Annotated in this window: 22 protein-coding genes; 15 read left to right on the forward strand and 7 right to left on the reverse strand. The window is 74.4% G+C overall.

Annotated elements, in window-relative coordinates; all coding sequences use genetic code 11:
- Window positions 1–64 precede the first annotated feature (64 nt).
- Window positions 65–265, reverse strand: a complete 201-nt coding sequence (locus ACQP12_RS06860; RefSeq protein ID WP_357937461.1) for a DUF397 domain-containing protein — start codon at window positions 263–265, stop codon at window positions 65–67.
- Between the two features lie 5 nt (window positions 266–270).
- Complete coding sequence (locus tag ACQP12_RS06865) at window positions 271–1,116, reverse strand: helix-turn-helix domain-containing protein (RefSeq protein WP_433285951.1); 846 nt, start codon at window positions 1,114–1,116, stop codon at window positions 271–273.
- Between the two features lie 274 nt (window positions 1,117–1,390).
- Between ACQP12_RS06865 and ACQP12_RS06870 the strand changes: the two genes are divergently transcribed.
- Window positions 1,391–1,621, forward strand: coding sequence for a hypothetical protein (locus ACQP12_RS06870; protein WP_357937457.1), 231 nt, complete (start codon window positions 1,391–1,393; stop codon window positions 1,619–1,621).
- A gap of 289 nt (window positions 1,622–1,910) precedes the next feature.
- A complete protein-coding gene (locus tag ACQP12_RS06875) occupies window positions 1,911–3,005 on the forward strand; it encodes a D-alanine--D-alanine ligase family protein (protein WP_357937455.1) in 1,095 nt (364 codons plus the stop codon).
- A 30-nt stretch (window positions 3,006–3,035) separates the two neighbouring features.
- Here the strand turns inward: ACQP12_RS06875 and ACQP12_RS06880 are convergent, their stop codons facing one another.
- Together ACQP12_RS06880 and ACQP12_RS06885 are read right to left on the reverse strand one after the other, a co-directional pair.
- Window positions 3,036–3,650, reverse strand: coding sequence for a DUF3515 family protein (locus ACQP12_RS06880; protein WP_357937453.1), 615 nt, complete (start codon window positions 3,648–3,650; stop codon window positions 3,036–3,038).
- Window positions 3,651–3,884 (reverse strand): Lrp/AsnC ligand binding domain-containing protein, encoded by a 234-nt coding sequence (locus tag ACQP12_RS06885; RefSeq protein WP_018786298.1) that lies wholly within the window; start codon window positions 3,882–3,884, stop codon window positions 3,651–3,653.
- Window positions 3,885–4,047: 163 nt separating this feature from the next.
- Here ACQP12_RS06885 and ACQP12_RS06890 point away from each other — a divergent pair, with 163 nt between their 5' ends.
- Both ACQP12_RS06890 and ACQP12_RS06895 read left to right on the forward strand, forming a co-directional pair.
- A complete protein-coding gene (locus tag ACQP12_RS06890) occupies window positions 4,048–4,995 on the forward strand; it encodes a thiamine-phosphate kinase (protein ID WP_433285955.1) in 948 nt (315 codons plus the stop codon).
- 63 nt (window positions 4,996–5,058) lie between these two features.
- On the forward strand, window positions 5,059–5,520 hold the full coding sequence (locus ACQP12_RS06895; RefSeq protein ID WP_433285957.1) for a GNAT family N-acetyltransferase: 462 nt from the start codon (window positions 5,059–5,061) through the stop codon (window positions 5,518–5,520).
- A 9-nt stretch (window positions 5,521–5,529) separates the two neighbouring features.
- Here the strand turns inward: ACQP12_RS06895 and ACQP12_RS06900 are convergent, their stop codons facing one another.
- Both ACQP12_RS06900 and rpmB read right to left on the reverse strand, forming a co-directional pair.
- Window positions 5,530–6,786, reverse strand: coding sequence for an ATP-grasp domain-containing protein (locus ACQP12_RS06900; RefSeq protein ID WP_433285959.1), 1,257 nt, complete (start codon window positions 6,784–6,786; stop codon window positions 5,530–5,532).
- A 187-nt stretch (window positions 6,787–6,973) separates the two neighbouring features.
- Entirely contained in the window at window positions 6,974–7,165 is a 192-nt protein-coding gene (gene rpmB / locus ACQP12_RS06905; RefSeq protein WP_073832489.1) for a 50S ribosomal protein L28, read from the reverse strand.
- Window positions 7,166–7,389: 224 nt separating this feature from the next.
- Here rpmB and ACQP12_RS06910 point away from each other — a divergent pair, with 224 nt between their 5' ends.
- The 3 genes from ACQP12_RS06910 to ACQP12_RS06920 all read left to right on the forward strand — a co-directional run bounded on the left by ACQP12_RS06910 (window position 7,390) and on the right by ACQP12_RS06920 (window position 12,196).
- Window positions 7,390–9,000 (forward strand): DAK2 domain-containing protein, encoded by a 1,611-nt coding sequence (locus ACQP12_RS06910; RefSeq protein ID WP_433285961.1) that lies wholly within the window; start codon window positions 7,390–7,392, stop codon window positions 8,998–9,000.
- The gene (gene recG / locus ACQP12_RS06915) at window positions 8,997–11,198 is read left to right on the forward strand and encodes an ATP-dependent DNA helicase RecG (protein ID WP_433285963.1); all 2,202 of its coding nucleotides are present in this window, start codon (window positions 8,997–8,999) and stop codon (window positions 11,196–11,198) included. Before ACQP12_RS06910 ends, recG begins: the two co-directional genes overlap by 4 nt.
- A 77-nt stretch (window positions 11,199–11,275) precedes the next feature.
- On the forward strand, window positions 11,276–12,196 hold the full coding sequence (locus tag ACQP12_RS06920; protein ID WP_433285965.1) for a serine hydrolase domain-containing protein: 921 nt from the start codon (window positions 11,276–11,278) through the stop codon (window positions 12,194–12,196).
- A 54-nt stretch (window positions 12,197–12,250) separates the two neighbouring features.
- Here the strand turns inward: ACQP12_RS06920 and ACQP12_RS06925 are convergent, their stop codons facing one another.
- A complete protein-coding gene (locus tag ACQP12_RS06925; RefSeq protein ID WP_433285967.1) occupies window positions 12,251–13,387 on the reverse strand; it encodes a cell wall anchor protein in 1,137 nt (378 codons plus the stop codon).
- A gap of 247 nt (window positions 13,388–13,634) precedes the next feature.
- On the opposite strand from ACQP12_RS06925, the gene rsmD reads away from it, so the two are divergent.
- From rsmD to mutM, 8 genes are all read left to right on the forward strand, one after another.
- A complete protein-coding gene (gene rsmD / locus ACQP12_RS06930; RefSeq protein ID WP_433285969.1) occupies window positions 13,635–14,198 on the forward strand; it encodes a 16S rRNA (guanine(966)-N(2))-methyltransferase RsmD in 564 nt (187 codons plus the stop codon).
- Window positions 14,195–14,671: a pantetheine-phosphate adenylyltransferase gene (gene coaD / locus ACQP12_RS06935; protein ID WP_357937435.1), complete on the forward strand. Its 477-nt coding sequence runs from the start codon at window positions 14,195–14,197 to the stop codon at window positions 14,669–14,671. The genes rsmD and coaD overlap by 4 nt, the downstream gene beginning before the upstream one ends.
- 145 nt (window positions 14,672–14,816) lie before the next feature.
- Window positions 14,817–15,314 carry a hypothetical protein gene (locus ACQP12_RS06940; protein ID WP_091269033.1) on the forward strand — a complete coding sequence of 166 codons (498 nt, stop codon included), beginning with the start codon at window positions 14,817–14,819 and terminating at the stop codon, window positions 15,312–15,314.
- Between the two features lie 126 nt (window positions 15,315–15,440).
- On the forward strand, window positions 15,441–16,004 hold the full coding sequence (locus ACQP12_RS06945) for a YceD family protein (protein ID WP_357937433.1): 564 nt from the start codon (window positions 15,441–15,443) through the stop codon (window positions 16,002–16,004).
- A gap of 5 nt (window positions 16,005–16,009) precedes the next feature.
- Window positions 16,010–16,183, forward strand: a complete 174-nt coding sequence (gene rpmF / locus ACQP12_RS06950) for a 50S ribosomal protein L32 (RefSeq protein WP_357937431.1) — start codon at window positions 16,010–16,012, stop codon at window positions 16,181–16,183.
- Between the two features lie 127 nt (window positions 16,184–16,310).
- Window positions 16,311–17,270, forward strand: coding sequence for a phosphate acyltransferase PlsX (locus ACQP12_RS06955; protein ID WP_433289149.1), 960 nt, complete (start codon window positions 16,311–16,313; stop codon window positions 17,268–17,270).
- Window positions 17,267–18,061 (forward strand): ribonuclease III, encoded by a 795-nt coding sequence (gene rnc, locus ACQP12_RS06960; protein ID WP_357937429.1) that lies wholly within the window; start codon window positions 17,267–17,269, stop codon window positions 18,059–18,061. Before ACQP12_RS06955 ends, rnc begins: the two co-directional genes overlap by 4 nt.
- Window positions 18,054–18,911 carry a bifunctional DNA-formamidopyrimidine glycosylase/DNA-(apurinic or apyrimidinic site) lyase gene (mutM, locus tag ACQP12_RS06965; RefSeq protein ID WP_357937427.1) on the forward strand — a complete coding sequence of 286 codons (858 nt, stop codon included), beginning with the start codon at window positions 18,054–18,056 and terminating at the stop codon, window positions 18,909–18,911. The genes rnc and mutM overlap by 8 nt, the downstream gene beginning before the upstream one ends.

An 18,911-nucleotide genomic window follows, 5' to 3' on the forward strand; every position in this document is an offset into this window, starting at 1 on the left:
GGCTGAGTCGCGACGCCACTCGCCGCGGCCAGAGGCTGAGCCGCGGTGCCGCCGGCCGGCGGATTCAGGGGCGCGGTGGGGCGTCGGTGAAGGCGGCCCACGCGGCCGGCGGGAAGACCAGCACCGGGCCGGCCGGGTCCTTGGAGTCGCGGACCGCGACCGCCTCCGGCAGCGGCGCCATCTCGACGCACGCGCCCTCATCGCCGCTGTGGCTGCTCTTGCGCCAGCCGGTGGCCGGCGGGTGCGGGCTGTTCGTGCCGTTCATGGGTTCTACCTCTCGTTCAGCAGTCGGAGCAGCTCGTCCCGGGTGGCCGCCGGGCTCAGCGCCACGGTCCGCAGGTGCTCCATGATCTTGGTGCAGGTGCGCAGGTCGCCCGGCCGGTCCAGCACCATCTGCCCGGCGACGGTCTCCACCGAGGCGATGATCGGGTCCTCCGGATCGGCGAACTCCAGGATGTGCAGCGACCCCCGGGTCCCCCGGTGGTATCCGGCGGACAGGGGAATCACCTGCACGGTGATGTTGGGCAGCTCGGCCATTTTCAGCAGGTGCTGGAGCTGACCTCCCATCACGGTGCGATCGCCGACCGGCCGCAGCAACGCGCCCTCGTCGATGATGGCGTCGAGGATCGGCGGATCGTCACCTGTCAGCCGTTGCTGGCGGTCGAGCCGCAGCTTGACCCGCTGCTCCACCTGCTCGTCGCTGAGGGTGTGCGGGCCGCCGCGCATCACCCCGCGGATGTAGTCGGCGGTCTGCAGCAGGCCCGGCACCACCGACGGTTCGAAGTTGGCGATCCCGGTCGCCTCCGCCTCCAGGGCGATGAAGTCGATGGTCCGCCGGTCCAGCAGGTACGAGTAGGACACCCACCAGCCGGGCTTGCGGGCGTCCTTGGCGAGCTGCACGGCCCCGGCGATCTCGTCGGGCCCCACCCCGTAGAGGGTGAGCAGCGCCCGCACGGTGGCCGGGTTGACCAGCGTCTGCGCGTTCTCGTAGCGGGACAGGGTGCTGCGGGTGCTGTTGATCTCGTCGGCCGCGGCCTCCAGGGTGAGGCCGGCGGCCTCCCGGTGGGTCCGCAGGGCGATGCCGAGCCGTCGGGCCCGGGCGGTCTTCGGCGCCATGCATCGATGGTCGCACATCGATGGGAGCTTGGGCATGAGAGAAATCCGATGAGAGTTGCATTCACGCGTGTCCACCTGTCAATCTGTGACGGCGTCCTCACCGCCGGTTGTCGTGGCGACGGTGGTGGTGAGCGACCGGAGGGGATGGGGCGCGCGGTGATCGGGTTTTACTCCCCCACGACCCGATCGCCGCGTGCCCGTACCGGCACGCCAGACGGGGAGGAATCGCGATGACGGTGACGGCCTGCCACCCCGCCGACGGGGGTGGGCGGCGATGACCCGCTTCCTCGTGGTCCTCACCGACGTGCGCCCCCTCGACGGGATCTGGCGCAACGAGCGGACCAGCCCCGAGCGGCGCCGGCAGGTGGTCGGCGCGAGCAGCCGCGAGGCGGCGGACCGGATCGCCGGCGCCTTCATGGCGCTGGGCATGGTCCGCGCCGGCCGGCAACGGGTCAAGGTCATCGCGGTCGGCCGCCGGCCCCTGATCGCGGACCACGGGAGCTGAACCGGGCCCGCCCCCGGGACGCGGTGACGGGGGGCGGGGAGCCGGGCGGCCGGTGGCAGGTCCCGCCACCGGCCGCCCGGGCTCACCAGGGACCGCGCCGCTTCCGGTACGCCCCGACGGCCGCCCGCATCCGGTTACTCCCCGTATATGGCCTGCTGACCGGTTGCCGCCCACCGCGTCGTCTCCCCGGGTATCCACCACCGACGCTCGCCACGCACAGTAAGGTCAAGCGGGTGAGCGCCCCCGGCGAGCACGGCAGCCGCAGTCGTGGACGAAGAGGTGACCCGGAGTGACCACCCCAGGCAAGACCCGTGTGGCGATCGTCTTCGGCGGCCGCAGCCCGGAGCACGGCATCTCCTGCGTGAGCGCCGGCAGCGTGCTGGCCGCCCTCGACCCGGACGAGTTCGAGGTCGTGCCGGTCGGCATCACCCGGCAGGGGCAGTGGGTGCTGGCCAGTGGCGACCCCGGCCAGCTCGCCATCGCCGACCGCAAGCTCCCGGAGATCACCGCCGGCTCCGGCGCCGAGCTGGTGCTGCGCGCCGACCCGGCCGTGGGCGGCCTCATGGTGCTCGACCCGGCCCAGGGCCCGGTGGCGCTGGCCGACGTGGACGTGGTCTTCCCGGTGCTGCACGGCGCCTACGGCGAGGACGGCACCATCCAGGGAATGCTGGAGATGGCCGACATCCCCTACGTCGGCGCGAACGTGTTCGCCTCGGCGGCCGCCATGGACAAGGAGTTCACCAAGAAGCTCTGCGCCGCCGAGGGCATCCCGGTCGGCCCGTACGCGGTGCTGCGCGCCGGGATGACGCTGGCCGAGGAGGACAAGGAGCGCCTCGGGCTGCCGGTCTTCGTGAAGCCGTCCCGCGCCGGTTCCTCGTTCGGCATCACGAAGGTCGACGACTGGGCGCAGCTCGACGCGGCGGTCGCCACCGCCCGGGAGATCGACACGAAGGTGCTGGTCGAGGGCGCGATCGTGGGCCGCGAGATCGAGTGCGGCGTGCTGGAGGGCGAGGCCGGCGGCGCCCCGGAGGCGTCGGTGCTGGCCGAGGTGCGGGTGGTCTCCGGCCACGACTGGTACGACTTCGAGGCCAAGTACATCGACGACGCCTGCGAGTACGACATCCCGGCGAACCTGCCCGAGCCGGTGACCCGGCAGGTGCGCGAGTACGCGACCCGCGCGTTCACCGCGCTGGACTGCTCCGGCCTGGCCCGGGCCGACTTCTTCGTCACCCCGGAGCTGGACGTCTACCTCAACGAGATCAACACGATGCCGGGCTTCACCCCGACCTCGATGTTCCCGCGGATGTGGGCGGCCAGCGGGCTGGAGTATCCGAAGCTGGTCAACCGGCTCATCCGCACGGCCCTGCGCCGCGCCGGCCGCTGACGCCCCGGCGTCGCGACCGGCCGGCGACGGTCAGGCGGAGCAGCCGGACGGGGCCGTCTTCGCGGCGGGCACCGAGGCGACCACCGCGTCGGAGATCGGCGTGACCCACTGGAGCGGCTGCTCGTACTGCTTCGGGACGCGCACCCGGACGGGGGTCTCCCGGTCGACGGTGGTCAGCACGGTGGCGTCCGCCTCCTGCACGGCGTGCCAGCAGACCTTGTTCACCGACCAGACCTCGTCGGTGGGCTGCACGAGCGGCGGCGTGCCGCCGCAGGCCACGGTGAGCGCCGGGTCGCCGTACGCGGCGTTCTGCTCGGCGCCGGCGGTGACCGGTCGCTGCGCCAGGTCGCGGACGGTCGCCGGGAGCTGGGACACCAGGGCGCGGCACACCGTGGCCGGGCGCTCGGCCAGGGCGGGGGCCGGCAGCTCGACCGGCGCGCTCGACTGCGGCCGGGCGGCGGACGCCGACGGGCTCGGCGCGGCGGCCGGGGAGTCCGGGGCCAGCTTCGCGAAGGTGAACCCGGCCACCGCGAGGGTGACCGGCACCGCGATGAGCGTCGCCCAGAGCGCGGCGCCGCGGGTCGACCGGTCGCGACGCGCCGGGCGGGACTCGTCGACAGCGGGGGAGGACGTGACTTCTTCCACTTACAGCCGCACCACCGAACACGTGAGGGTGCGGGTGATGCCGGGCACCATCTGCACCTTGCTGACGATGAGTTTGCCGAGCTCGTCGACGGTGTTCGCCTCGGTGAGGACGACCACGTCGTAGGGCCCGGTGACGGCGTCGACGCGTACCACGCCGGCAAGGTCCGCGATCTGACCGGCCACGTCACGCGCGCGACCGACCTCCGTCTGGATGAGGATGTACGCCTGTACCACGACTCGACCTCCGTCCGTCGCCGCCTCGGGCGGCCCGAAGGGTGAAACTACCCTACGGAGCGGCCCTGATCTGTATCGGTCGCGGCGGGACGCGGTGAGCGAGCACACGTCGGAGCGGTGGTGGCGGGACTGTGGAGCTTGAAGAGCGCGACGAGGGGACGGCATGACGGTCGCGAATGTCGGTGAGTTCGGGCTGATCGACCGGGTGACCGCCCGGTTGGCCCAGGGGGAGAGCTGCCTGCTCGGCCCCGGCGACGACGGGGCGGTGGTGGCGGCGCCGGACCGGCGGGTGGTCGCCTCCACCGACGTGCTGGTCGAGGGGCGGCACTTCCGCCGGGACTGGTCGGGGGCCCGCGACGTGGGGCACCGGGCGGCGGCGGCCAACCTGGCCGACATCGCCGCCATGGGGGCCACCCCCACGGCCCTGCTGGTCGCCCTCTGCATGCCTGCCGAGCTGGACGTCAGCTGGGCGGAGGAGCTGGCCGAGGGGCTCGGCGCCGAGGCGGCCCTGGTCGGGGCGAGCGTGGTCGGCGGGGACATGTCGGCCAGCCCCACGCTGACCATCGCGGTGACCGCGCTGGGTGACCTGGCCGGCCGGGCGCCGGTGGTCCGGTCCGGGGCCCGCCCCGGGGACGTGGTGGCCCTGGCCGGCCGCACCGGCTGGGCGGCGGCGGGCTACACCGTGCTGTCCCGGGGCTTCCGGACACCCCGGCTGCTGGTCGAGGCGTTCCGCCGCCCCGAGGTGCCGTACGCGGCCGGCCCGGAGGCCGCCGCGCACGGCGCCACCGCCATGATCGACGTGTCGGACGGGCTGCTGGCCGACCTGGGGCACGTGGCGAAGGCCAGCCGGGTGGCCGTCGACCTCACCCGGGAGGCGTTCGAGGTGCCCCGGCAGATGCGCGACGCGGCGCAGGCGCTCGGCGTCGACCCGTACTCGTGGATCCTCGGCGGGGGCGACGACCACGCGCTGGCCGCGACCTTCCCGGCGACCGCGGCGCTGCCGGCGGGCTGGCGGCCGGTCGGGCGGGTGACCGAGGGCAGCGGGGTGACCGTGGACGGCTCCCCGTACGCGGGCCCCGCCGGCTGGGACCACTTCCGCCGCTCGGAGTGATCTGCGTCCGATGCGCGTGATCCGGCCCGGGCGGGCCGGCGACCGGTCGTACCCTTGCATTTCGTGAGCGAGATCGAGATCCGGGCGCGGCGCTTCGACGCGTCCGAGTCGCAGGCGTTGATCCGGGCGGCCCTGGCCGACCTCGGCGCGCGGTACGGCGGCAGCGGCGACGACACGCCGGTCGACGCGGCCGAGTTCGAGCCGCCGGCCGGCACCTTCCTGGTCGCCTACCTCGACGGGCAGCCGGTGGGCTGCGGCGGCTGGCGCAGCCACGGCGACGACGCGGCCGAGCTGAAGCGGATGTACACGGTGCCGGCCGCCCGGGGCCGGGGCGTGGCCCGCGCGGTGCTCGCGGCGGTCGAGCGGTCCGCCCGCGACCACGGCCGCAAGCGGATGATCCTGGAGTGCGGCGACAAGCAGCCCGAGGCGATCGGCATGTACACCTCGGCCGGCTACGAGCGGATCCCGAACTTCGGCTTCTACCAGGACGCCCCGGGCTGCCTCTCCTACGGCCGCACCCTCTGACCGCCGCCGTCAGCCGACGCTGATCCGGATCTCGCCGGCCGCCTTGCGGGCGGCGCCCTCCGCCTCGGTGGGGGTGGCGCCCCAGGCCAGCAGGTGCCCGCTGCGGTGCGCCGAGGAGAGCAGTTCCGGCACGTGGTCCCCGACCTTCGCCTCGATCTGCGCGTCGAGCACCCCCGGCGTCCGCAGGGCGGCCCGCCGGCCGTCCACGGCGGTGACCCGGCCGGCCGGGGCGACCAGGAACTCGACGGCGGCCGCGCCGGTCGGCCGGGCCGGCAGCGCGGGCCGCTCGCCGCGCAGCACCCGCAGGTACGCCTCGATGAAGTCGACCTCGTAGGCGATCGAGACCAGCGCGGTGATCATGTCGCCGGGCATCCGGGCGGCGCACTCGACCAGCGTGGGCACGCCGTCCACCACGATCCACTCGCTGTGCAGCATGCCGCTGCGGAAACCGGCCGCCTCGGCGAGCCGGACCGCCGCGTCCCGCAGTGCCCGCTGCTCCGCCCCCGGCAGCGCGGACGGCACGGTGTGCCCGGTCTCCACCGGGTACCGGCCGCCGGCGATCCGCTTGTCCGTGACGTTGGCGAAGATCGTCTCGCCGTCGGCGACCAGCAGCTCGACGCTGTGCTCCGAGCCGATAAGCAGCTCCTCCACCAGCACACCGGTGGGCAGGCCGCGCTCGGTGGCCTCGGCCGGCTCCGGCGGGGCGGCGCTGGCCGCCCAGCGCCCGGTGATCTCCGCCGGGTCGGTGACCAGCTGCACGCCCAGGCTGCCGGAGCGGCGGGTGGGCTTGAGCACGCACCGGCCGCCGTGCGCCCGGGCGAACTCGGCCGCCCGCGCCGGGTCGTCGACCAGCTCGTACGCCGGGTTGGCCAGGCCGGTGGCGTCGGCGAGCAGCCGCATCCGGTGCTTGTCGGAGAAGACGTCGGCGGCGGCCACCCCGGCGCCGGGCAGACCGAGCCGGTCGGCCAGCCGGGCGGCGGCGCCGACCGCGTACTCCAGGCCGGGCAGGACCAGCCGGGCACCGGCGAGGCCGGGCTCCCGGGCGAGCAGGGCGTCGGCGTCGAAACCGGTCTGGTACTCGGCCGGCACCAGCCGGGCGACCATCGACAACCCGGCGACGAAACCCTCCAGGCCGCGGCGGCGGATCACGTCCGGCTCCTCGACCAGGACCACGCTGCCCGGCGGCAGCTCCTGGTCGAACCAGCGCAGCGAGCCGAACGACCCGCCGATCACCACCAGCTGCTCCCGCCCCAGGTCCAGCTCCACCGGTCGTACCTCCCCCACGCCCCGCGCCGGAACGGACGGCCGGCGCAGCAGCACCCTAACCGGGCCGGCGCGGCCGGTCGCCGCACGGTCGGCGACCCGTCAGCACCGGCGTGCGGACACGACAGAAGCCGGCGGACCCGATGGGTCCGCCGGCATCCGACGAAGCTGTGAAGGCGGTGCTACCGCGTCAGGCGCGGGTGACCTTGCCGGCCTTGATGCACGAGGTGCAGACCTGCATCTTCTTGGTGGTGCCGCCACCGGCCGGGGTACGCACCGACTGGATGTTCGGGTTCCAGCGGCGGTTGGTCCGCCGGTGCGAGTGGGACACGTTGTGGCCGAAGCCCGGCCCCTTGCCACAGACGTCGCACACGCTAGCCACGGGATACTCCTGGGATTGAAACGTTCATGAGGTCGCCGCCAGGCGCAGCCCGGGCAACCTGGCCAGGTTACCCGATGACCGGCCCGTACGCCCAACCGGCCCGGTCGGGGCCGGCCCAGCGTACCTGGGGGGCCGCTGGGCGGCGGCGCGTCGTCCCCGGGACCGCTCGGGACACGCGGGCCGGGCCCCGGCGGGTGTCGGTGCGCGCCAGTAGGCTTCCCGACGTGCTGGACACCCTCGACGCCGCCGCGGTGCGCCGCTGGTGCGCGAGCGGGCTGGCCGCCCTCCAGCGCCACCAGGGCGAGATCGACGAGCTCAACGTCTACCCGGTTCCCGACGGCGACACCGGCACCAACCTGGTCCTCACCCTCACCTCGGCCCAGCAGGCCCTCGCCATGGACCTGGAGACCCTCCCCGACGACGGGCACACCCCGCACGGTCACGCCCTGCGGCTGATGGCCCGGGGCGCGCTGCTCGGGGCGCGGGGCAACTCCGGGGTGATCCTCTCGCAGATCCTGCGCGGCTTCGCCGACGCGCTCGGCGCCGCACCAGCGGTCCGCGGCCGGCAGCTCGCCGCCGCGCTGGCCGACGCCACCACCGCCGCCTACGCCGCGGTCGCCCACCCGGTCGAGGGCACGCTGCTCAGCGTGGTCGCCGCCGCCGCCCGCGCGGCCGAACGGGCGGACACCGACGACCTGCGCGTGGTGGCCTGGGCGGCGGCCGGCGAGGCGACCCGCGCGCTGGCGCGTACCCCCGAGCAGTTGCCCGCGCTCGCCCGCGCCGGTGTGGTCGACGCCGGCGGGCGCGGCCTCTGCCTGCTGCTCGACGCGCTGGTCGAGGTCATCACCGGGGAGAGCGTGCGGCACCCGGCGCCCGCGCCGCCCGCGGCCCCCGCGCCCGCCACCGCCGTCCGCGAGACCGGCTCCCCGGCGTACGCCTACGAGGTGCAGTACCTGCTCGACGCCACCGACGAGGCGGTGGCCCGGCTGCGCGGCGAGCTGGACGCCCTCGGCGACTCCCTGGTGATCGTCGGCGACGGCGGCACCTGGAACGTGCACGTGCACGTCAACGACGTGGGGGCGGCCGTCGAGGCCGGCGTGGTGGCCGGCCGGCCGCACCGGATCACGGTGACCCGGTTCGCCGACCAGGCGGCCCCGGCGCCCTCGCCCGCGGCGGCGCGGCCCGACGGCCGGGCCGCCGTGGTGGTCGCCACCGGCGCCGGCATCGCCGAGCTGTTCGGCGCGGAGGGCGCCACCGTGGTGCCGGCCAACCCGTCCACCGGCGAGCTGCTCGACGCGATCCGGGCCACGCGCGCCGCCCGCGTGGTGGTGCTGCCCAACGACCCCAACACCCAGTCGGTGGCGAGCGCCGCCGCCCGGGAGGCGCACAGTCTCGGGGTGAAGGTGAGCGTGGTGCCGACCCGGTCCCCGGTGCAGGCCCTCGCCGCCCTCGCCGTGCGGGACCCGAAGCGCCGCTTCGAGGACGACGTCATCGCCATGGCCGAGGCCGCCGGCGCCTGCCGCTACGCCGAGGTCTGCCACGCGAGTAAGGAAGCGCTCACCGTGGCCGGGCCGTGCCGGCCGGGCGACGTGCTGGCGCTGGTCGAGGGTGAGGTGCACCTCATCGGCGCCGACCTCCTCGACACCTGCACCGCCGTGGTCGACCGGATGCTCGGCGGCGGCGGCGAGCTGGTCACCCTGCTCTGCGGGGCGGACGCCCCGTCCGGGCTGGCCGACCGCGTACGCGAGCACGTCGAGCGGACCTGGCCGTTCGTCGAGGTGCAGGCGTACGAGGGCGGGCAGCCGCACTATCCGCTCCTGCTGGGGGTCGAATGACGAGCGAACCGGCCACCGTGGACACACCGCTCAAGAAGCTGGTCGGGGAGCGCACCGCCAAGGCCCTGGCGAGCCACCTCGACCTGCACACCGCCGGCGACCTGATCTACCACTTCCCGCGCCGCTACGACGAGCGCGGCGAGCACACCGACATCCGTTCGCTGGACGTGGGGGAGCAGGTCACCGTGCTGGCCCAGGTGCAGCGCACCGCGGTCCGGCCGATGCGGCAGCGCCGGGGCAACCTGCTGGAGGTCACCGTCGGCGACGGCTCCGGCGGGTTGCTCACCCTCACCTTCTTCGGCAACCAGGCGTGGCGGGAGCGGGAGCTGCGCCCCGGCCGCTGGGGGCTGTTCGCCGGCAAGGTCACCGAGTTCCGGGGCAAGCGGCAGCTCAACGGCCCGGAATACGTGCTGCTCGGCGAGGGCGGCGACGGCGAGGCGGCGGCCAACGAGGAGGTCGAGGAGTTCGCCGGTGCGCTTATCCCGGTCTACCCGGCCGCGGCGGCCGTGCCGACGTGGGTGATCGCCCGCTGCGTGCGGGTGGTGCTCGACACCTTCACCCCGCCGGACGACCCCCTGCCGGCCACCGTGCGGGCCGGCCGCAACCTGGTCGGCATCGGCGCGGCGCTGCGCGAGATCCACCGGCCCACCAGCAAGGAGGAGCTGTACAAAGCCCGCCGCCGGCTCAAGTGGGACGAGGCGTTCGCCGTGCAGCTCACCCTGGTGCAGCGCAAGCACCGGGCCGCGGCGTGGCCGGCGAAGGCCCGGCCGGCGAAGCCGGGCGGGCTGCTCGACGCGTTCGACGCCCGCCTGCCGTATGAGCTGACCTCCGGCCAGCAGGCCGTGGGCCGGGAGATCGCCGCCGACCTGGCCACCGCGCACCCGATGCACCGGCTGCTCCAGGGCGAGGTGGGCAGCGGCAAGACGGTCGTGGCGCTGCGGGCCATGCTCCAGGTGGTCGACGCCGGTGGGCAGGCCGCGCTGCTCGCACCGACCGAGGTGCTCGCGGCCCAGCACCACCGGGGCATGCTCGACCTGCTCGGCCCCCTCGCCCAGGCGGGCGAGCTGGGCGCGGCCGACGACGCCACCCGGGTGGAGCTGGTCACCGGCTCGCTGGGCGCGGCCGCCCGCCGACGGGCGCTCACCGAGGTGGCCGAGGGACGCGCCGGCATCGTGCTCGGCACCCACGCCCTGCTCTACGAGGGGGTCGACTTCGCCGACCTGGGGCTCGTGGTGGTCGACGAGCAGCACCGGTTCGGCGTGGAGCAGCGGGACGCCCTGCGGGCCAAGGCCGACCAGCCGCCGCACGTGCTCGTCATGACCGCCACCCCGATCCCGCGCACGGTCGCCATGACCGTCTACGGCGACCTGGAGACCTCCACCCTGTCGCAGCTGCCGCAGGGCCGCTCGCCGATCGCCTCGCACGTGGTGCCGGCCGCCGAGAAGCCGGCCTTCCTCGACCGGGCCTGGCGCCGGCTGCGCGAGGAGGTCGGCAAGGGACACCAGGCGTACGTGGTGTGCCCTCGCATCGGTGAGGGGCCGGCCTCGGACGAGGAGGCGCCGCGGGAGGACGACTCCGGCCGCCGGCCCCCGCTCGCGGTGACCGAGGTGGCCCCGCTGCTCGCCGAAGGGCCGCTGCACGGGCTGCGGATCGGGGTGCTGCACGGGCGGCTGCCGGCCGACGAGAAGGACGCCGTGATGCGCTCCTTCGCCGCCGGCGACCTCGACGTGCTGGTGGCCACCACGGTGGTCGAGGTGGGCGTCAACGTGCCCAACGCCACCGTGATGATCGTGCTGGACGCCGACCGGTTCGGCGTCTCCCAGCTGCACCAGCTGCGCGGCCGGGTGGGCCGGGGCTCGGCCGCCGGCCTCTGCCTGCTGGTCACCGAGGCGATGGAGGGCTCCTCGGCCCGGGAACGGCTCGACGCGGTCGCCTCCACCACCGACGGGTTCAAGCTCGCCGAGCTTGACCTGGAGCAGCGCCGGGAGGGCGACGTGCTGGGCGCCACCCAGTCCGGCCGCCGGTCTCACCTGCGGCTGCTGTCGCTGCTGCGCGACACCGACCTCATCCGGGACGCCCGGGCCGAGGCGATCACCCTGGTCGAGGAGGATCCGGAGCTGGCCCGCCACCCGGCGCTGGCCGCCTCGGTCGCCGCCCTGGTCGACGAGGAACGCGCCGAATACCTGGAGAAGGGCTGACCCGGCCGGGCGTCCACCGGGGACCGCCGGCGGGCCGGGGCCCCCACCGGACGGCCGCCCGGGCCTAGGCTCGGGCGATGCCGACCCCTTCTCTCGACCGTGGCGTGCTCCTGCTGGCCCGTGGCGACGACCTCCTGGTGGAGCGGGTCGCCGGCCAGGCCGACGCCGAATCGGCCTGCACCCGCGCGACCCGGTTCCAGATCGCCTCGATCAGCAAGCAGATGGCCGCCGTCGCGGTGCTGCTCCTCGCCGAGCGGGGCGCGCTGCGCCTGGACGATCCGATCGGCCGCTGGCTGCCGGACCCGCCGGCGGCCTGGTCCGGGATCACCCCGCACCACCTGCTCACCCACACCTCCGGCCTGGGGCATTGGGAGGAGTACCCGATGATCGACCTGGCCGGGCCGGCCGAGCCCGACAAGCTGCTGGCCGTCTTCGCCGGTGTGCCGCCGCTGTTCGCTCCCGGCACCGGCTGGCACTACAGCAGCCCCGGCTACGTCCTGCTGGCCCGGGCCGTCGAGCGCGCGTCCGGCCGGCCGTACGCCGCGTTCCTCGCCGAGGAGGTCTTCGGGCCGCTCGGCATGACGGGCAGCTTCGCGGGCGGCGCCGCCGGGCGGGACGACGTGGCAACCGGGCACGAGGGCGGCCGGCCCGTGCCGTCGTGGGACCTGGACACGGTGAGCATGGGCGCCGGGGACGTCTGGTGCACGGGTGCCGACCTGCTCACCTGGCTGGACGTGCCCCGCCGCGGGCGGCTGCTGGGGCCGGCGGCGGCGGCCGTGCTGACCGCCCCGCACGCGCCGACCGGCCGCGCCGGCGAGGCGTACGGCTACGGCTTCTTCGTCGGCCCGCTGGGCGGGGAGCGGGCCGTGCACCACTCCGGGGACAACGGCGGCTACAAGGCGTTCGCCGCCTGGTTCCCCGACTCGGACCGCCGCCTCGTGGTGCTGACCAACCAGGCGGAGATCGACTCCGCGCTGCTGCGGGCGGAGCTGGAATGAGCCGAGGGCGCGCCGACCGGGTGGTCGACGCGCCCTCGGGCGATCCGTGGCGGATCAGGCGGTGAAGCGGATCCGGCGACGGCGGGCCATCACGAACAGCACCGCACCGGCGGCGAGCAGCACGGCGGCGCCGGCCACGATTCCGCCGGTCGCCGCGCCGGTCAGCGGCAGGGTCGGGCCCTCGGGCTTGCCGCCACCCGCACCGGGCGCGCAGTCCTTCGGCTTCTCCCAGGCGATCGGCCCGGAGTCGTCCAGGCCCTCGGCCGTCGGGGTCACCTTCAGGCCCTCGAACGCCTTGAACTTCGCGGTCCCGGTCGCACCCGGCCGCACGACGAGCTTCTGCGCGTCGCCCTTGTTCGGGGTGAAGGTGATCTCGACGGTCTTGCCGTCCTCGGGGTTCTCGACCTGGAAGATCAGCTCGTCGCAGGTGGACCGGAAGCTGCCCGACGGCTCGCCCGGCTGGACGCAGTCCTTGGCCTCGGCCGGCTTGTCGTCGAAGAGGGGCTGCTCCTGACCGGCCTCGGTCACCGTGATGTGGGCCGCGTTCTTGGCGGGAACGCGGATCGGGAGGCTCTTGCCCGGCGCGACCTCCGCGGTCCTGCTGAAGTCACCGCTGCCGGTGACGGTGAAGGAGGCCTTCTTGGTGGCCTCCTCGCCGTTCTGCAGCTTCACCGCGACGTCGCCGGTGCAGTCGGAGGTCACCGTGACGGTCGGGTTGGCCGTGGCCGGCGGGGGAGTGACGACCTTGTCGCAGCTCTCGCTGAACCGGATGGACGCGCTCTTGTCGTCGTTCTCCCGGAACTTGTTGTCCCACTCGGTCCGGACCGTCAGCGACGCCTCCGTGCTGTCGCCGGCCAGGCGGGCGGTGCCGACCAGCGGCTCCGAGACCTTGTGCGGGTACGTGTCACCGTCGGTGGCCTGGATGCCGTCGATGGTGAACGGCGAGGTGGTCTCGCCCGTCCTGCTGCTGGCCTCGGCCTTGGTGAGCCGGTAGCTGGTCACGCCGCCCGGCGCGTACGTGCGAACGGTCCAGGTGGTGACCCATTCGCCCTTGGCGGTGTCACATTCGGCCGTGACCTTGACTTCGCTGTGGTGAGCGCTGGCCGGGGCCGCGGCTACCGCCGCGCCCGCGAGGCCGATCAGCGCGCCGGCCGTGAGGACGGCGGCACGCCGGAGGTTGAGACGGTTCACGCCTACTCCTGATGAGGGGAGGATGGGAGAGTGCGGCGGACGGACCGGAGTCACACGTCCGCACGACAATCGGGCAGACCCTAGCGAGATCGACAGCACGGGCGTTACCGGAAACGACGGGTCGTAAAGGGACCGTTATAAATTTGAGATCATTGATGTACGAGCCGTGACGGACCGTCGCCACGGGGTGGTCTGCGCGCCCCAATCCGGACATCGCGTAGCGTCGGGGCATGCGGAGGGAGCGACGGTGACCCGGATCGTGGGCGGGACGCTCGGCGGCCGGCGGATCGCCGCCCCGCCCGGCGCCGGCACCCGGCCGACTTCCGACCGGGTCCGGGAGGCCCTGTTCAGCGCGGTGCAGGCCGAGCTCGACCTCGACGGGTCCCGCGTCGCCGACCTCTACGCCGGCTCCGGCGCGGTCGGGCTGGAGGCGCTGTCCCGGGGCGCCGCGCACGTGCTGCTCGTCGAGTCCGACGCCCGGGCCGCCCGGGTCATCCGGGAGAACGTCGCCGCGCTCCGGGCCGCCCCGGCCGCCCGCCTGGTCACCGGCAAGGTGGCGACCGTGCTCGCCGCCGGCCCGGACGGCGGGCCGTACGACCTGGTCTTCGCCGACCCGCCCTACGCCGTACCCGACAGCGAGATCACCGCGATGCTGGCCGCGCTGGTCGGCGGCGGCTGGCTGGCCCCGGACGCCCTGGTGGTCGTCGAGCGGTCCAGCCGCACCGGCCCGGTCGGGTGGGTGGAAGGCGTCACTGGCGAGCGCAGCCGCCGCTACGGCGAGACCACCCTTTGGTACGGTCGCCGATCATGAGACGTGCGGTCTGTCCCGGCTCGTTCGACCCGGTCACCAACGGACACCTCGACATCATCGGCCGGGCGAGCCGGCTCTTCGACGAGGTGATCGTCGGCGTGCTGGTCAACCAGTCGAAGCAGGGGCTGTTCACGGTCGAGGAGCGGATCGACATGCTCCGCGAGGTGACCTCCTCGTACGACAACGTGCGGGTCGAGTCGTTCCGCGGGCTGCTGGTCGACTTCTGCCGCGCCCAGCAGGCGAGCGTGCTGATCAAGGGCCTGCGCGCGGTCAGCGACTTCGACTACGAGCTCCAGATGGCCCAGATGAACATCGGCCTGGCCGGCGTGGAGACCCTCTTCATGCCGACCAACCCGCTCTACTCGTTCCTCTCCTCCAGCCTGGTCAAGGACGTCGCCAAGTGGGGCGGGGACATCTCCGCGCACGTCCCGGACGTGGTCCGCGAGGAGCTCGTGACCCGGCTGCGCCGCTGACCGACCCGCCGGTCCCCGGCGGGACGCGCCGGGTGGGGGTGTAGCGGCGCGGGTGGAGGGCGCGTTACATGATGTGTGCAGCGCCGAACCCGGGCGCAGGCCGCATCATGTAGGTCGGCAGACGAACGACAGGAGTGAGGTACCGGTGGACCCGCTCGATCGCATCGACGAACTGATCGCCATGGTGGAGCAGGCCCGCTCCGTGCCGATGTCGCGCAACAACTGCATGGTCGACCGGGGCGAGATGATCGCCGCTCTGGACGAGCTGCGCGTGGAGCTTCCCGCCGACCTGCGCCGGGCCGCCGCCCTGCTGGAGGAGCGGGACAAGATCATGGAGGCCGGCAAGCGCGAGGCCGACCGGATCATCAGCGAGGGTGAGGCGGAACACGCCCGCCTGGTCTCGGTGAACGAGATCACCGTCTCCGCCGAGCACGAGGGCGCCCGCATCATCGCCGAGGCCCGCGCCGAGGCGCAGCGCCTGCGCGACGAGGTCGACGACTACGTCGACACCGCCCTGGCCAACTTCGAGCAGTTCCTGACCCGGGCGCTCGCCTCGATAGAGCGCGGCCGGGACAAGATGCACGCGCTGCGGGAGATCGGCACGTTCGCTGGGGACGAGGCGGATCGCCCGCTACCCTTCTGAGCGGCACGCGGGCCGGCGGCCGACAGCCGGCAGCCGACGCGCCAGGGCGGCGTGCCCCCGGTTAGACGGTTCGCGGGTCGCCCAGGTAACCTTTTTTGTCGGCCTCTCACCGGCCGGAGTCTAACTATGCCCAAGCACTCGCCAAGCCAACTCGACCCCAGGTCGCCGCTGGTCCTCGACACGAGGGACCTGCCGCGTCGGCCTGGCGTGTTGCGTACGCATCGGCGGGTCGTGCCGGCACCGGCGGACCTCGGCGTGGAGTTGATCACTGTGCCGGAGGGCGCGGACCTCGACCTCGACCTGAGGTTGGAGTCGGTGTCCGAGGGCGTGCTCGTCTCCGGGACCGTCACCGGTCCCGTCAAGGGCGAGTGCGGGCGCTGCCTGCGCGAGATCGACGACTCGGTGGCCGTGACGATCCAGGAGCTGTACGCGTACGAGAACAGCACCACGGACGACACGACCGACACCGACGAGGTGGGCCGAATGCAGGGCGATCTGATCGACCTGGAGCCGGCGCTGCGGGATGCGGTGGTGCTCGCACTGCCGACCAACCCGCTCTGCCGGGAGGACTGCCCAGGGTTGTGCCCCGACTGCGGGGTGCACTGGGACGATCTGCCGGCCGACCACAGTCACCAGCAGGTCGACCCGCGTTGGGCGGGCCTGTCGCAACTGACCCGTACAGAGGAGTAGGAACCGTGGCCGTCCCCAAGCGCAAGATGTCGCGCAGCAACACCCGCGCCCGCCGGGCGAACTGGAAGGCCGCGGTTGTGGCGACCGTGGCCTGCCCGCAGTGCAAGTCGGCCAAGCTGCCGCACGCCGCCTGCTCCGTCTGCGGCACCTACAACGGCCGTCAGGTCCTCGACGTCTGATCGCCGAGTGACGTCCCCGACCGCCGGTCGGGTGGCGCACGCACCAAGGCTCTCGCCCGGTGCCCCGGCTCCCTCCGCCGCCGGCCGTTCCCCGGCCGGCGCGCCGACGGAGCCGGGCACCGCGCGGATCGCCGTCGACCTCCTCGGCGGGGACGATGCTCCCGCCGTCGTGGTTGACGGCGCTCTGCGAGCGGTGCGTACCGACCCTGACCTGCACCTGCTGCTCGTCGGACCGACCGAGGTCGCCGACGGGCTGATCGGTGCGCTCGACCCGGAGCAGCGTGCCCGGGTCACCGTCCGCCCGGTGCGGACCGCCGTCGGCATGGCCGACCACCCCACCGCCGCGCGCGGGGAGAGCACCGTCCGCGCGGCCGTGCACGCCGTCCGCGACGGGTTCGCCGACGCGCTCGTCTCCGCCGGCTCGACCGGCGCCACCGTCACCGCCGCCGCGCTCGGCCTCGGTCGCTGGACCGGGGTACGCCGGCCCGCCCTGGTGGCCACCCTGCCGGCCGTCGACGGGCCGGTCGTGCTGCTCGACGTCGGCGGCACCCTGGAACCCGGCCCCGCCACCCTGGCCCGCCACGCCGTGCTCGGCGCCGCCTACGCGGCCGTGGCGCACGCCGTCGCCGCGCCCCGGGTCGGGCTGCTCTCCGTCGGCACCGAGGCGGGCAAGGGCGACCGGCTGCGCCGCGCCGCCGACCCCGCCCTCGCCGCCGTGCCGCTGCCCTGCGGCGCCCGCTACGTCGGCCTGGTCGAGGGGTACGACATCTCCCTCGGCGCCCGCGCCGACGTGGTGGTCACCGACGGCTTCACCGGCAACGTGCTGCTCAAGGCCATCGAGGGCGCGTACGCGATGGCCGGCGGGCCCCCGGCGAGCGGCGGCGCGCCCCGCGCGGCGGCCCTGCTCGGGGTGGCCGGCACCGTGGTGGTCTGCCACGGCGCGGCCCGGCCCGACGACGTCGCCTCCGGCATCGCCCTCGCCGCCCACCTGTGGCGCCGGAGCGCCACCCACACCGTCTCGACCCTGCTCGACGCGATTCCGCACGATCCCGCACCTGACCGCAACGACACCGAGGTAGCACCATGACCAACGACAAGCGGCGGCGTGCTCCCGTCGGCCACCTGGAGACGGCCTTCGGGGTGTCGCTCGACCCGGAACTGCTGGAGCGCGCGCTGACCCACCGCTCGTACGCGTACGAGAACGGTGGCCTGCCCACCAACGAGCGGCTGGAGTTCCTCGGCGACTCGGTCCTCGGCGTGGTGATCACCACGGCGCTCTTCCACAACCATCCGGACCTGCCTGAGGGGCAGCTCGCCAAGCTGCGGGCCAGCGTGGTCAACATGCGTGCCCTCGCCGACGTGGCGCGCGGCCTCGGCCCGGACGGGCTGGGCGCGTACCTGCTGCTCGGCAAGGGCGAGGAGGCCACCGGGGGCCGGGACAAGGCCAGCATTCTGGCCGACACGCTGGAGGCGCTGCTCGGCGCGATCTACCTCCAGTACGGCCTGGACACCGCGGCCCTCGTGATCCACCGCCTGTTCGACCCGCTGATGGCCGAGTCGGCCGGCCGGGGCGCGGCGCTGGACTGGAAGACCAGCCTCCAGGAGCTGACCGCCGCGCTGGGGCTGGGCGTTCCGGAATACCGGATCGAGGGCACCGGCCCGGACCACCTCAAGACCTTCACGGCCTGGGTGGTGGTGGCCGGCAACCGCTACGGCGGCGCGGAGGGGCGCAGCAAGAAGGAGGCCGAGCAGCGGGCCGCCGAGTCGGCCTGGCGGATGCTGACCGAGCAGGCCGAGGCGGAGGCCGCCGCGAAGGCCGCCGCCGACGGGATCGAGGCGGCGGGCGACCCCGCCGAGACGGGCGCCGGCCGTGCCTGAGCTGCCCGAGGTCGAGACCGTCCGGCAGGGGCTGGCCGAGTGGGTCGTCGGCCGGCGGATCAGCGCCGTCGAGGTGCGCCACCCCCGGGCGGTCCGCCGGCACGAGCCCGGCGGCGGGCACTTCGCCGACGTGCTGACCGGCCGGACGATCACCGACGTGCGGCGCCGGGGCAAGTACCTGTGGCTGCCGCTGGACAGCGGGGACGCCCTCATCGGGCACCTCGGCATGTCCGGCCAGCTGCTGCTCCAGCCGGTGGGCGCGGCCGACGAGCTGCACCTGCGGGTCCGGTTCCGGTTCGCCGACGACGGCCCGGAGCTGCGCTTCGTCGACCAGCGCACGTTCGGCGGGCTGTCCGTCTCCGAGGGCGGGGCGGAGCTGCCGGCCGAGATCGCCCACATCGCCCGGGACCCCATGGACCCGGAGTTCTCCGACGCCGGCTTCGTGGCCGCGCTGCGGAAGCGGCGCACCGAGGTGAAGCGGGCGCTGCTCGACCAGACGCTGATCTCCGGTGTCGGCAACATCTACGCCGACGAGGCGCTCTGGCGGGCCAAGCTGCACGGCGCCCGGCCGACCGACGCGCTGACCGGGCCGGCGGCCACCCGGCTGCTCGGCCACGTCCGGGACGTGCTCGGTGAGGCGATCAAGCAGGGCGGCACGAGCTTCGACGAGCTGTACGTGAACGTCAACGGCGAGAGCGGCTACTTCGACCGGTCGCTGAACGCGTACGGCCGGGAGGGGGAGCCCTGCCCGCGGTGCGGGGCGCCGATCCGGCGCGAGGCGTTCATGAACCGGTCCTCCTACAGTTGCCCGCGCTGCCAGCCCCGCCCCCGGGGCACCCTCCGGGGATGA

It is taken from the genome of Micromonospora sp. CA-244673, assembly GCF_050948395.1.
GTDB lineage: Bacteria > Actinomycetota > Actinomycetes > Mycobacteriales > Micromonosporaceae > Micromonospora.